Origin of the sequence: Pauljensenia hongkongensis (assembly GCF_001746855.1) — a bacterium.
GTDB classification, from domain to species: domain Bacteria; phylum Actinomycetota; class Actinomycetes; order Actinomycetales; family Actinomycetaceae; genus Pauljensenia; species Pauljensenia hongkongensis.
In genome coordinates this window covers 857972-871320 of record NZ_CP017298.1, presented here as the reverse complement: position 1 = coordinate 871320, position 13349 = coordinate 857972, and the positions used below count along the sequence as shown (strand labels likewise).

At 65.7% G+C, this 13349-nt stretch carries 9 protein-coding genes; 5 read left to right on the top strand and 4 right to left on the bottom strand.

What is annotated here, in order from left to right:
- The first annotated feature begins 125 nt into the window (after positions 1-125).
- On the top strand, positions 126-1226 hold the full coding sequence (ychF, locus tag BH719_RS03605; RefSeq protein WP_009743390.1) for a redox-regulated ATPase YchF: 1101 nt from the start codon (positions 126-128) through the stop codon (positions 1224-1226).
- A 1143-nt stretch (positions 1227-2369) separates the two neighbouring features.
- On the opposite strand, the gene BH719_RS03600 is transcribed toward ychF, so the two are convergent.
- The 4 genes from BH719_RS03600 to BH719_RS03580 form a co-directional block, all read right to left on the bottom strand.
- A complete protein-coding gene (locus tag BH719_RS03600) occupies positions 2370-2705 on the bottom strand; it encodes a hypothetical protein (protein WP_009743389.1) in 336 nt (111 codons plus the stop codon).
- A 16-nt stretch (positions 2706-2721) separates the two neighbouring features.
- Positions 2722-5373, bottom strand: coding sequence for a DNA primase family protein (locus BH719_RS03595; protein ID WP_009743388.1), 2652 nt, complete (start codon positions 5371-5373; stop codon positions 2722-2724).
- A gap of 418 nt (positions 5374-5791) precedes the next feature.
- A complete protein-coding gene (locus BH719_RS03585; protein WP_009743386.1) occupies positions 5792-6313 on the bottom strand; it encodes a hypothetical protein in 522 nt (173 codons plus the stop codon).
- Position 6314: 1 nt separating this feature from the next.
- Positions 6315-7691 (bottom strand): recombinase family protein, encoded by a 1377-nt coding sequence (locus BH719_RS03580; protein ID WP_009743385.1) that lies wholly within the window; start codon positions 7689-7691, stop codon positions 6315-6317.
- An 87-nt stretch (positions 7692-7778) separates the two neighbouring features.
- Between BH719_RS03580 and BH719_RS03575 the strand changes: the two genes are divergently transcribed.
- From BH719_RS03575 to BH719_RS03560, 4 genes are all read left to right on the top strand, one after another.
- A complete protein-coding gene (locus tag BH719_RS03575; RefSeq protein ID WP_009743384.1) occupies positions 7779-9263 on the top strand; it encodes an ApeA N-terminal domain 1-containing protein in 1485 nt (494 codons plus the stop codon).
- Between the two features lie 134 nt (positions 9264-9397).
- Entirely contained in the window at positions 9398-9592 is a 195-nt protein-coding gene (locus BH719_RS03570; protein WP_034255565.1) for a type II toxin-antitoxin system VapB family antitoxin, read from the top strand.
- Positions 9589-9960 carry a type II toxin-antitoxin system VapC family toxin gene (locus tag BH719_RS03565; protein ID WP_009743382.1) on the top strand — a complete coding sequence of 124 codons (372 nt, stop codon included), beginning with the start codon at positions 9589-9591 and terminating at the stop codon, positions 9958-9960. The genes BH719_RS03570 and BH719_RS03565 overlap by 4 nt, the downstream gene beginning before the upstream one ends.
- A 396-nt stretch (positions 9961-10356) precedes the next feature.
- Positions 10357-13347, top strand: a complete 2991-nt coding sequence (locus BH719_RS03560; protein WP_245683312.1) for an AAA domain-containing protein — start codon at positions 10357-10359, stop codon at positions 13345-13347.
- The last annotated feature ends 2 nt before the right edge of the window (positions 13348-13349 follow it).

The window sequence follows — 13349 nt, the reverse complement described above, 5'->3', positions numbered from 1 at the left end:
ATCCGGCGGCCAGGCCACGGTCGGCCGCGCGGCGCCCAGGTGCGCGGGGGCGCCGAACTGGAGGACGGCGCGGACACGTTCGTGGGTCGGGCCCAGCTGCGCGGGGGGTCGGTTAGGATAAGACCGTGTCTCTCACGATTGGTATCGCCGGACTGCCCAACGTCGGCAAGTCGACCCTGTTCAACGCCCTGACGCGCGCGACGGTGCTCGCCGCGAACTACCCGTTCGCCACGATCGAGCCGAACGTGGGCGTGGTCCCCCTGCCCGACCCGCGCCTGGACAAACTGGCGGAGATGTTCCACTCGCAGCGGACCGTGCACGCCACGGTGTCCTTCGTCGACATCGCCGGCATCGTGCGCGGCGCCTCGGAGGGGGAGGGGCTGGGCAACCAGTTCCTCGCGAACATCCGCGAGGCGGACGCCATCTGCCAGGTGACCCGCGCCTTCAACGACCCCGACGTGGTGCACGTGGACGGGAAGGTGGACCCCGCCTCGGACATCGAGACGATCCAGACGGAACTGGTCCTGGCGGACATGCAGACGCTCGAGAAGCAGATCCCCCGCTTGGAGAAGGAAGTGCGCGGCAAGAAGACCGAGCCCGTCGTCCTCGAGACGGCGCGGGCGGCGCTGGCGGTCCTGGAGAAGGGCGAGCTGCTCAGCGGCCCCGCGGGCGCGGACCTGGACCAGGAGGCGCTCGCGTCCTTCCAGTTGATGACGACCAAGCCCTTCATCTTCGTGTTCAACATGGACGCCGACGGCATGGAGGACGAGGACCTCAAGGACGAGCTGCGCGCCCTGGTGGCCCCCGCGGAGGCGGTCTTCCTGGACGCGCAGTTCGAGGCGGAGCTGGTGGAGCTCGACGAGGCGGACGCCCGCGAGATGCTGGCCGAGTCAGGCCAGGACGAGTCGGGCCTGGACCAGCTGGCCCGCGTCGGCTTCGACACCCTGGGCCTGCAGACCTTCCTCACGGCCGGCGAGAAGGAGTCGCGCGCCTGGACCATCCACAAGGGCGACACCGCCCCCAAGGCCGCCGGAGTCATCCACACGGACTTCGAGAAGGGCTTCATCAAGGCCGAGATCGTCTCCTACGAGGACCTGGTCGCCCTGGGCTCCATCGCCGAGGCGCGCGCCCACGGCCGGGTCCGCATGGAGGGCAAGGACTACGTCATGCAGGACGGGGACGTGGTGGAGTTCCGTTCTGGATTAACGTCTGGCGGGAAGAAGTGACTCCCCAGGACAGTGCAAGTACCTGGCTAGGGTTGAGCCTTCAGGACTGGACGAACATAGCCGCGCTTGTTCAAGCAATCGGCACTGTCATCGTTGGTATAGCTGGCGTAGCGGTGTCGGTTGCTACATTTCGGATGCAGCGCGAAAAGCTGCCGGTTACGGTGAGGTTTGGCTTCACTGCACGGGGCTATGTGGATCGCAGTGGTGTGCGATGGGTGCAGGCATGGATGCAGAACACGGGCGTAAGAGCCTATGCTCACGAGGTATATCGTCATGACTGGCAGCCCTTCGACCTGTTCGCTGAGCGCAAACCGGACGCAGCGAGGCTCGGGGTCCCTGACTCCTTGCCCGAGCATCTAAGAATGCTGAGTAGGTGTCGGTTACGGCGGGAGGATGGTGTGTTCAAGCCTCAGTATCTTCCCCCCGGGCAGTATGTGGGGTTTTGGGTTTCGTGTCCGCTCGGGATCGATAGGGTGAAGCTTGCTACCACGGTGAGTGTTCGGTGGTGGAGCCAAGTTCGATTCATCTCCAGTGAATGGCTTGAAGTGCCGAGTGCTGAGGAACTGATTGCATCGTATCGAGAGACCCGGGCCTATCTTGAGCAGCAGGCTCGTGGTCCTGAAGGTCCGACTGCCCCCGCTGAAGGCACGGAAGACTAGCCAGCCGGGCCGCCGGGCTACGTGGGGGCCGTCTCGTTCCGCGTCGACGACGTGGCCGGGCTGAAAGCGTAAAGTTGCGCCCACTGCCTGGCTGAAACATGGCAGAAATAAAAGCGTACCCGGTTCTTTCTGTGCAATTCCAATGAAAAGTGCGTTTTTGACGTCGAACGGGTACGCCTCATTTAATCTTTTATATCTCTATTTTTAATATTTTCCCCCGCGAAAGATTATAGAAGGCGTACCCGTTTTGGCTTAGAAATCGACTTTTTGTTGGAATCGCGAGGAAAGGACCGGGTACGCTTTTGCTCGAACGGGTACGCAAAGAGACGCCCGGACTTGATGCCGAGCGTCTCTCAAAATCTGGGGCGTAAAGTGAATCAGATAGTTAAAAATTAAACCAAGGGGGGTATAGCGCTTGAGCCTCTGGGGGCGTCGAGGGGTGGGGTGGGGGTATACAGCCCCCTCCCCACCCACTCAGCCAGGCCTACCCCTGCCCACGGGGTAGCGCTTGGTTCTCCCGGTAGATGCGTGCCATGTGCGGGGTGAGCCGCGTGCCGATGTCCGTCGGGTCGAGGTACCGGCACCAGTCGCGCGCGTCCTCGTACCTGTCCTCCATCACTGCCTGAACGATCAGGCGTTCCACCTCCCTCACGATGCGGTTGCAAAGAGCGTAGCCGACCGTAGTCCGCTTCCATCCGCCGTTGTCGTCATCCCACAGGTACCAGCGGCGGCCCTCGCACTTGACGTAGCCGTACAGGTTGCGCACGAGGATAGCGGCGCAAGCCTGGTCCTGTTCTTGCACTGTGGCGTAGCGTGTCATGGCTGTACTCCCTTCCTCAGATCAGGTCCATATCAGCGGTTCCGGCCACTACAGCCAGGCCCCGCCCGGCTAGCTCAGCCTCCCGAGCGCGGCGCTCGTCCTCGCTCGTGCGGAAGCGGATACCCCGGTAGCCCCGCACCTTGTCCGCCGTGGGGTGGGCCTCCGCTCCCCACGTAGAGAGCGTGAGTTTCTTCCACCGGTGCGTACCCTCCTTCACGTCGCGGAAGTAGCCGTGCGACGCGATACGTCCCCGGAATGTGCGTTGGCTCCAGCTTGCTGCTCCCTGCTCGGAGAGCCAGGCCTCGAACGCCGCGTACAGGTGCGAGCCGGGAACGACCGCCCCGGCGTCCTTCACGAGGCACTCGGAGGCGAACGCCAGTAGCACGTCAGACTGTTCCTGCCAGGAGGCCGTCGCGCTGCTGATTGGCGCGGGGAGCGCGCCTACCTGCTGACCGTGCTCGTAGAACTCCACCGCGCCCCGCACTACCCACGCCAGCACAGCGGGCAGAGCCGGGCTCTCGGGCGCGAGTAGCCGCTGTGTTAGCCCGGCGTCGCCCGGCCTATCCGCCTCTGCCTGCGGGTTGGAGGTGAAGCGGTACGGGAACTCCAGCACGAACGGACGCCGCCACAAGCCCTCGGAAAACTCCGAGACCGTGGGGAGATTGTTCGTCGTGACGATCAGGGAGTGGGTAGCCCGCCACTCGAACTCGTCCTTGAACTTGAGGTTGCCCCGGATGAGTTCGGTACCGGTCACGGCCTTCACCTGAACGCCGTCGAGTCGGCCCTCCGGCAGCTCCTCAATCAGCACGAAGCGCTTACCGTACAGGGCCATCTTCGTGTTGTTGGTGTTGCGGGGGCTGCTGAGCAACAGGTCCATAGCGGCGGTACCGGCGTAAGTGCCCAGCGCCAGCCGTACCGCAGTGAGCAGGGTGGTCTTGCCGTTCGCTCCAATGCCCGCAGCGATACCGAGCATGGTGTTGTCTTCCCGAGGCGTGTAGCCGGTAGCCGCCTGGCCAACCCACCGGCGGAACCAGGGGCGGGACTCAGCCGGTAAGGCCGCCAGCGCCGCCTTCCAGTCCTCGTGCGAGGCCTCCGGGAGGTAGGGGACCGGCGTGTACTGCGTACACCTGTAGCTCGGGGCGTGAGGGAGGAGCGTCCCAGTGCGCAGGTCCACCACTCCGTTACCAACATTGAGGATGTCCGGGTTGGCGTCGTACTCGTCGGGGCCGTGCAGGAGCCTGCCTTGGAGCAGCCGGGTCACCGCCTCGATCTTGCCTTTGTTGAGGTTCTTCCTGTCCCGCTGGGTGCGCTTGGAGTCGCCGGACTTGACGATCCCCATGTGCCGCTCGCGTAGCATGTCCTCTACGAGCTTGATCGTGCGGGCGTTGTCCTTGCTGTTGTCGGTCTCCCAGGTGCCCCGGCTGGGGGAATACAGGCGGAACCCCGCGCCGCTCACGTACTCCAGCCGCCCGGCCAGGCGCGGCTCGCACCAATCAGCCAGGGCGGAGTCCGTGTCCTCGGCGGTCTTAGCAATGACGGTGCGCACGCTGTCGGTGTCCGGCTCCTTGAAGTCCGTGCCCGCGTACTCCCGCAGGACTGTGGGGTCCTGGGCGGCGCGCTGCTCCATAGCCGCCTGGCTCGCCTCGCGTTCGCATGGCCCCTTGGCTCGGTCGGCCTCGCTGTCCAGGTTCCCGAACAGGTGGAGCGCCGCCAGGTCGAAGGCGTTAACAGCGTGGAAGCTACCCCGGCTATCGGGGATGCAAGCCGGGTCAGTGTTGGCATGCCGGGAGATAGCCAGGTCCTTCTGCCCCTCAACGAGGCTCAGGCCGCCGGTAGACTCAGCGCTGTTGTACGTCCAGCGCCCCGGCCCGGCTGGCGTGTAGGGCAGGGAGTAGGCGTCGATAACGGCGGGGATGTCGTACACGCGGTTGAAGGCCCCGATAATGCCGGGCAGGGAGCCGGGATCGCGCTTAGAGCCGGGCGTACCGGCGCGTGCTCCCGCGTCCTCAGAGGGAGCGGGAGGCGTCCTCTCCGCCATGAACTCGGCGGCGTCCATAGCCCGCCCCTCCGTGAACTCAGCCCAGTAGGTGGCGCGGTCGGGCGTGGACGGCCAGTACATGGCTCGTTCCGCCTGGTTACACGAGGCGTCCCACTCCATGCCCGGCACCTCCAGCGCCGCCATGAGGGCGTTAGCGACCTCGGGGTAGGTAGCCGCCGGGAGCGGCGCGGCCAGCGGGAACACCACGCGGCAACGCGGCGCGGTCGGGGTGCTGCTGTGCGTGGCGTGAATGATGGACTCATAGCCCAGCTCCCGCACTGCCTCAACCAGGCGGGGGAGCGCCTCGCTGGTGACCTCGTCAGCGTCGAGGGTGATAACCCAACGCTCACGCATGTTGCGCTTGCCGCGCGGGGCGTTCGCGTCGAGGAACGAGCCGCCCACGTAGGCCGGGCCGTTCTTATCCGGGCGCACCGGGACGTTCCCCGGCTGGAAGCGCTCCCTGAACGCGTCGCGCGTGTATTCGCGGGGCGTCCACCGCTTCCGGTCGATCCGGTCAGCCTCGGCCACGAGCAGAGCGGGCAACGGGCCGTCCGGGCTAAAATTGGGGGTGTGACGCCCGTCCACGTCGTGGTTGTCAGGAAGGGGGCTGTTCCGGTGTTCCTCAGGCATGGGGCCGGAATAGCCCCCATTCTTTGCGTTGGGGGTCATGCTGCCACCGCCTTCCCAGCGGAGAGCATGGCTGCGAGCCGGGCGCGCTGCTCAGCACCCAGCGGCGGGGCGCTAGCGAGCGCTCGGTTGATAGCGTCCTCCAGCTCGGCAGCGTGCAGGTCCTGCCGGGCTGCGAGCAGGGTGGGGTCGTCCTCGGACCTGGAACGGGTAAGGGATGCGTAACGCGCAGCGGCGCGCTGACGGGCGGTTCCCATGATGCCTCCTAGGCACAACAAACCGCGCTCCCGTTGAGGAACGCCATGAGAATCGCCCGGAAACTGCTCGGGGCGTCCGGCGTTACTGTGACTGCTCGCCGGTAGCCAGGCCGCCGTAGGACGGCCATCACATCGTTTAGTATAACGCTGCGTAGGGAATACGGCTAGCGGTCGAGCGCCCTGGCCAGGGCCTCAACGTCCACCTTGCGCCTACCCTCCGCGCGCAAACCGTCGAACGCACGGTAGAGCGTGTCCTCGCGGAACGAGTACGACAACACCGCACCGCACCCCGGGCACCGCCGGTTGATCTGCCAGGCGACGCGACGCGCCACCTTACGAGCCTCCCGGGGGTCTTCAGCCAGCAGCGCGCGGTACTCGGGGTCTTCCTGTGCCCAGCGGCGGGCTGCGTCCCGTTCGTTCCGGGCTGTACGGGAGTCAACCGCGCGCACCTCGGTGCCTTGCTCTACAGTCTCCCCAACGAGCACCCGCCGGGTAGCAACGCTCCCGCCTTCCAGTGCGATCTCGTGACGGCTGTGGGGGCGGCTCCCGTGAGGCCACGGGTCCGAGTGGAGCCGGGGTACGGGCGTCCAGCCTCCTGCCTCGTCAGGAACGAAGGTATCCAGCACGGTGTCATTGCGCCGCCCGGCGTGCCGGTGAACGAGCTTGACGCTGTATGCCTCGGTCATGTTAGTTCTCCTTCCACGTCAGGATGACGCTGTCCGGGTTGAAGGTGCGGGACCCGCGCGCGCCGGGCTTCAATTGCACGTCGAGCAGGGCGTCAATGATGCGCCGCTGAATCATGAGGGAAGCGGCGTCGAATGCCTCCACCGGGTCCGGCGCTCCCAGCACGGACGACGTGCCGCTCAACCCACCGGACAGCGCCGCGCGCTTCCCCTCGGTAGCGGTCAGCTCAGCCCGGACGCGCTCAGCCGCCGTGCGGTAGCGCAGGCCGTCGATAATGCCCTCGTCGTAGTCCTGGTTGATGCGCTCCAGCCGGTCGCGGAGCCGTTGAATCTGTGCTGTCAGCTCCTTCACCTCCGGCTCATGGTCCACAGCCAGCAGGTCCGCAACGTCCGGCTGAGCCAGGCGCGCCCGCACCACCGCCAGCACGTAGGCGTCAACCTGCGTGCGGGACCGGCTGAACTCGCACCGGGGGCACCGGTAGCGGACGTTACTGAAGGCGTGCATGCCGTGCCCACACTCAGCACACCGGAACAGCGACGAGCCGAGGTGCTTACGGTGGGTGCCCTCCTTGGCGGTCTTGCGGAGCGGGTCGGAGAGCCGGGACTGGGCGAGGAAGTACGCGTCCTCCGACACGATAGGCTCCCACGTGACCGGGACGTTAGGCAGCACCTCACCCATGTACTCCATGATGCCCGCGTACCGCTCGTTGAGGAGGATCGTGCGGATAGACGAGGAATGCCAGCGGCCCCCGTGGCGCGTGGGGACGCCAGCGGCCTGCAGACCGCGCGCAATGCCCTTCAACGACTCCCCAGCCAGGAAGGAATCGAAGATGCCTCGCACAACCTTGGCCTCCTCGGGAATGAGTACGCCCTTGGCTGTGTAGCCCATGAGCCGGGTGCCTAGCGGCGGGCGGCCTAGGCGTGCTCGCTGGGCGTTGGCGGCCTTCTGCCTGGCTGACTTACGTTCCACCTCGCTACGGGCAACGCTGGCCTTAATCCGCGCGTACATGCGCCCGCCGTCAGTGGACAGGTCGGCCTCACCGTTGGCGGTCGTAATGACGAGACCGCGCTCCTCGGCTCGCTCAATCCAGTCCTCCAGCTGTCGGGGCTGGCGGGTCAACCGGTCCAGGTCCCAGCATACGAGAGCGTCGAATAGGCCCGCGTCGTAGTCCTGCACCATGCGGTCATAGGCCGGGCGACGAACGGTCCTCTTCGACGCGGAGAGGGAGTTATCGACGTATTCCTGCGTCAGTGTCCACCCGCGCTCGCGGATGATACGGAGGCAGTCAGCGCGCTGGCGGTCAACGGCCAGGTGCTCGCCTGTAGCGTCGAGGCTAACCCGTAGGTACACGGCAGCGCGGCGGGGGAAATCTCTTCTCATGAGCTATAGCTTACCCTGAAACGTTGCTCTACGCCGTAACCCGGTGGAGTTCCGGTTCAATGTGTGAGTAGTCGTCATGGGAGAGCGATGACCAACAATCCTCTGAATCTCGATGAGGCCGTCGAATTGGCTGGCCTGTGGTGGCTGCCGGACGAGCCTGGCAAGCAGATCCCAGGCATCTTGCGGTATGACGGCGAAGGAAGATCCTCGCTCTCGCTGATCGGGGCATTCGAGGACCGCATCTTTTCGACTCTCGCCCCTGGAGTTATGGATGAACTCGAGGGCACTAGGACGTGGGACGTTATTCACGGGGTGGCCGAGCAGCGTGAGGTCACACTCCTAGGCTGTGTTCCCACTAGGAGCGAACGGACCATGCTCGCGCGGGTGGAGAGCCCCGATCTGCAGACCGTGAGTGCGACGATAGCGGTCATCGGCGCGCACCTCGGCGGAGAAGATGATGCAATCTTCGCGGCGGCTGAGGTCTCAGTCGAAGACTTGACGCTTTGGGCTGCATCGTCTGTTTTCTCGGGCTCCTTCGGCTCTCGTGATGGCAAGCTCGATGGGACCGGGACGGTCTCAGTAAAGCCAGTCAATGCGGAGACAGTAACAGTTGATGGCACGGAGTATAGCCTTGTGCACACTCACACCCTGCCATTTTTCGACCGGCGCAAGGGCAGAACAGTCGGACGTATGCGAGACGCTGCCTCCATCCGCATCCGCCAGGCCGAGCCGTTCACCCTGAGAGCCGGGCTGGATGCGGCGAGCCTGATACAGGATCTGATCGCGCTGGCAACGCACCGTGCCGCTGGCGTGATCTGGCTCCAGCTGGAGGTCGCCGGAACCGAGACGGTCCTGCCGAATGGCCAGCCTCTGCCGCGTCGGCGCGCCAACGTGCTCTACTCTCCCGTAGCACCCGGCAAGCACGACGAGAAGGGTGTTGACCCTGATCGGGTGTTCTTCACCTGTAGGGAGCTCCCGTTCGAGGAGGTCATGCAGCGCTGGTGCGAGGCGCACGGTCGATTGCAGGCAGCGACCAACATGATCCTGGGGCTGCGCTACGCCCCGGCGCGTTTTGTTGAGAACAATCTTCTGATGGCAGTGGGTGCTGCCGAAGCGCTGCACCGAGGCCTCGACATCGATGAGAAACCAATCCCCGAGGCGGAGTTCAAGGCGATCCGTAACGCCATGCTCGACCAGGTGCCCGAAGAGCACCGTGGCAGGTTCAAGGCGGCGATCAGAAACTCTCCGACGCTTCGGGACCGGCTTTTCGCCCTAGCCGCTCGACCCGATCAAGACGCGATCATGCAGCTCGTGCCAGACGTCGATCATTGGGCGAAGCGGACGGCGCGTGCCCGTAACGACCTCGCACACGAGGGCAGAACACCTAACCATTCCATTGATGAGTTGGATGCCATTGTCGGGGCCACGACCGCGGTCGTGATCCTCAACATCTTGCACGAGCTTGGACTGTCGGCGGAGCGGCAGCGCCAGATCGTGCGAGAGCACCCGCAGTTGCGGACGGTCTGCCAGAAAGCGAGCGAGTGGCTCGTGGCACCAGAATCCAACTCCTGAAAGGGGCAGTGGCCGGGTCGCGCGAGGGTGCGGCCCGGCTTCGCTGTAGGGAGTGGAGCTCGCGAAGCGGAGTCGCATCACAGTACGAATCAAGTGATGATTCTGGTGATGTTATGCTGGTGATGGAGGTAAACATGAGAACGACTGTGACACTCGATGATGACCTGCTCGTCCGTGCCCAGGAGCTCACTGGGATCAGAGAGCGGTCCGCTTTGATCCGAGACGCGGTGGAACTCCTCGTCCGTATCGAGAGCGGTCGTCAGCTAGCTGCGCTCGGCGGTAGCGATCCGGGAGCGGAGGCTGCGCCGCGGAGCCGGGCGCGCGCATGAGGATCCTCGTTGACACGAACGTGTGGATCGACCACCTGCGCGCAGCCGAGCCAGTCCTGGTCGATCTGCTCGAACGCGATCAGGTGTGCGTGCACCAGAGCGTCATCACTGAGCTGGCATTGGGCAACCTGAAAGACCGGTCGATCCTCCTGAAGGCGTTAGAGCGTTTGATGATGGTTCGCAACGTTGACGACCAGGGGGTGCGGCATCTCGTCGAGGAACGGCGTCTGTGGGGCAGGGGGCTCAGCGCTGTCGATGCAGCGCTTCTAGCGAGTGCCATCGTCACCCCCGGGGTGTCGCTGTGGACGCGCGATAAGCGCTTGCGTCACGCTGCCAGCGACATGGGCGTGTTGGCGGACTTTGACTAAGGAGCATGAGCTGTGACGAGGCCGTCGCCGGGTCGCGCGAGAGCGCGGCCCGACCACTGCCTCGGGCCATCGCGGCTGCGACCCGCAGATTTTCGGGGAGAATCCCGGGCTGGCGATTAGGCCTCGTGCGCGTTTGCCGGTTCTTCGTGCTTTACGGTGTAGGTGGTGTGCGAGACCGACGGTTTCAAGGATGCCCCGGAAGCGGTAGCAGATTCGGTTGCGGAACCCGGGGGAGGTGCCCGTCGGGTGGCCCAAGCTTCCGTCGATAGCTTCGTTTCGCCTCTTAGGGGGGCGAGAGAAGTGGACGAGGCGTGCCACGGAGAGCTCTGGCCGAGTGGATCGGCGCCTGCGGGAGGATTCCCAGCAACCTACCGGGTGGGCGGGCCGTCCACTAGCGTGGGTGATGGGACCGTGACCGTCAAAGGGGGAGAGATGGGGGCCATCGATGCTCGGGCGATGCACGTGCTCGTGCACAACCAGGGCGAGTCGGATTTCAAGGATGTGACGGGCCGCGTGAGCGGCCTTGAGGAGCGGGGCGATCGGGTCATCGTCACCTATTCCTCTGGGAGGATATACCGTTACCAGGCCGCCAAAGTCCGTATCTATGATCAGGTGGTCCGGCGCGACCTCGCGCGGGGGGACGAGGTCTATGTACGGGGGTCCTTGTGGGGGACCGTCGAAACAGTTTACTCGCTCGGCCTGCGCGAAGACCCCAGTAGGGTGCGCTACACGCTTGTGTACCGACGCCGCAACGGCACAGTAGGGCTAAGCCGACGCGGCGAGGGGGAGGTCCGGATGAGGCTGCTGACCCCGGAACGGCGCAACGCGCTCGAAATCATGGACTACGTGCGCGACGAAGTCCGGGGCCAGGCGAGGCGGGTGGGCGCCTGGCAGGAGGGCACGGGGCGCTCCACGAAGTGGAGGGCCGAGAAGAACTCGGCGAGGGCAGCGGCCACGTTGGCGAACGTGTGGGAGCGGCTGGGAAGAGTCCCACCGGGCTCGGCGCTCGAGGCCTATCTGGCGGGCACGAGCAGCGCGGACACGGGAGCGGAGCAGGACACCATCATGCCCTTCGCCTCCAACCTCGAGCAGCGCAGGGCCCTCAAAGCGGCGCTTTCGCACCAACTCTCCGTAATCGACGGCCCTCCAGGAACCGGCAAGACGCAGACGATCCTCAACCTGGTCGCGACCCTTGTCGCCCAGGGGAAAACGGTCGGCATCGTCTCAGGAGTGAACTCGGCGGTGGACAACGTCGTGGAGAAGCTCACCGAGGAGGGGTACGGGTTCCTGGTGGCGAATGTGGGGAAGCGGGAGAAAGTGGAGGCGTTCCTCCGCGAACAAGGACGCCTCGGGGAGCTGTGGGAGGAGTGGGAGGCCACGGCCGGCCTCGGAGCCGACGGGACACCGGTTGCGGTCGACCCCGATGACCTCCACGAACGCGAGGCGCGCCTCGTCCAACTGTGGCAGGACGGGAGGGACATTCCCCGGATCCGGGCGGAACTCGCTGCGACACGCAAGGAACGCCAGCTCCTCGAAGTGAAGATCCGGGAGTCCCGGCGCCCGCTCCCGGACGTCTCCGGCCTCCCCGTCGTGAGGCGGGGCCCGGAGGCGCTGGCGGATCTGCTCGCCCTCGCGCGGTCAGCGCCCAAGCCCCACCGGGGAGTGCTCGGCCTCGTCGAAAGAATCCGCCGCTATTTCGCCTACGGCTCCCTCAAGGGGGTGCGGCTGGACGACGCCGACACGCAGGCCGCATTGCAGCTGCAGTGGTACCGGGCCTACGAGGAGGAGACCGCCTCGCGGATCGAGCGCGCGGAGGAGCGCTCCCGCAATGCCGGGGCCCAGGAAGAGGCGCGCGAGTACCGCAGCCAATCACGGGCAGTGCTCGACAGGGCGATCCGACGCCGTTTCACGGCCGTGCCCCGGACCCTCCTCACGTCGACCAAGTACCTCAGCGCGCAGACCCGGTCCCTGCTCGGCACGTACCCCGTGGTCGCTTCCACCTGCCATTCGATCCGCGGGAACCTGGACGAGTCGGTCCTGCTCGACTGGGTCATCATCGACGAGTCCTCCCAAGTCGTCATCCCCGAAGGCATAGCGGCGCTGAGCAAGGCCCGCAACGCCGTCATCGTCGGGGACGAGCAACAACTGGGCCCCGTCCTGACGGGGTGGGAGGAAAGCCGCCGCGAGCCGCCGGATCCCCGTTACGACGTGCGGTGCCTGTCGCTCCTGAGGTCCGTCAAGGCGCTCGACGAAGTGGCCGGGATCCCGCGCACCCTCCTCAAAGAGCACTACCGGTGCCGTCCGGCCATCATCGAGTTCTGCAACCGCATGTACTACGACGGCCAGCTCATCGCGATGACGGATCCGGCCGACTCCCAGGAACCGCCCATGCGCGTCGTGCGCGCCGCTCCGGGCAACCACGCGCGCCGCCTGCGCGGTGGCCGGTACTCCCAGCGGGAGATCGACATCATCGCCCAGTTGGAGGATCTGCGACTGCTGGACCGCGGCGTCACGACAGAGGACAAAGACGAGTCGGGGGACTACGTGCTCGGGATCGTGACCCCCTACCGGGAGCAGGCGAACCGCGTGGGCGCGCGGGTGCGGCAGGAATCGGAGGGCGGCGGGCACGCGAGGTGGCTCGCGGAAACGGCCCACAAGTTCCAAGGCCGCGGCGCGGGCACGATCGTGTTCTCCACGGTGCTGAACTCCGACGACACCGACGGCGGGGATCCGCGGTTCTACGACGACTCGCGGATCACGAACGTCGCCGTTTCACGGGCGAAGGACCGGGTCGTCGTCGTGACCGCCCACGGAGGGGTGCGCCACAGCCGCAATGTGACCGCGCTGCTCGACTACATCACCATGCTGGATCCGGAGCAGGTCGTCGAATCCGACATCGTGTCAGTGTTCGATGTCCTCTACGCCCACTACTCGGACGCTGTGCGCCAGTACGCGCGCAGCAAATGGCACGGCCCCAGTCGGTTCCCCTCGGAGAACATCATCGACACGCTCCTGGGGAACGTCCTCGCCGAGACGCACTACGCGCGCCTGGGCTACCAGTTCCAGGTGCATCTGCGCGACGTGCTGCCGCACACGCGCCGTCTCAACGAGGAGCAACGGCAGTTCGTCTGGCACGGCAGTGCCCTCGACTTCGGAGTGTTCTCCACGGTCACGCACAAACTGGTCCTGGGTATCGAGGTCGACGGGTTCCGCTACCACGAGGGCGACCCCGCCCAGCGTCGCCGCGATGCCTTGAAGGACCAGGTGCTGCGGGCCTACGGCGTGCCCGTTCTGCGGCTGCCGACGAACGGCTCCGATGAGGAGGCGAGGATCCGGGCCGCGCTCGACGCTGTGGAGCAGGACCCCTTCCCCCCACGGTTCGGCTGAGA

Bases quoted from the DNA above. Each gene is read 5' to 3' on its own strand.
- BH719_RS03600 (WP_009743389.1), bottom strand. From the start codon at position 2,705: ATGACACGCTACGCCACAGTGCAAGAACAGGACCAGGCTTGCGCCGCT.
- BH719_RS03570 (WP_034255565.1), top strand. From the start codon at position 9,398: ATGAGAACGACTGTGACACTCGATGATGACCTGCTCGTCCGTGCCCAG.
- BH719_RS03585 (WP_009743386.1), bottom strand. From the start codon at position 6,313: ATGACCGAGGCATACAGCGTCAAGCTCGTTCACCGGCACGCCGGGCGG.
- BH719_RS03565 (WP_009743382.1), top strand. From the start codon at position 9,589: ATGAGGATCCTCGTTGACACGAACGTGTGGATCGACCACCTGCGCGCA.
- BH719_RS03580 (WP_009743385.1), bottom strand. From the start codon at position 7,691: ATGAGAAGAGATTTCCCCCGCCGCGCTGCCGTGTACCTACGGGTTAGC.
- BH719_RS03575 (WP_009743384.1), top strand. From the start codon at position 7,779: ATGACCAACAATCCTCTGAATCTCGATGAGGCCGTCGAATTGGCTGGC.
- BH719_RS03595 (WP_009743388.1), bottom strand. From the start codon at position 5,373: ATGCCTGAGGAACACCGGAACAGCCCCCTTCCTGACAACCACGACGTG.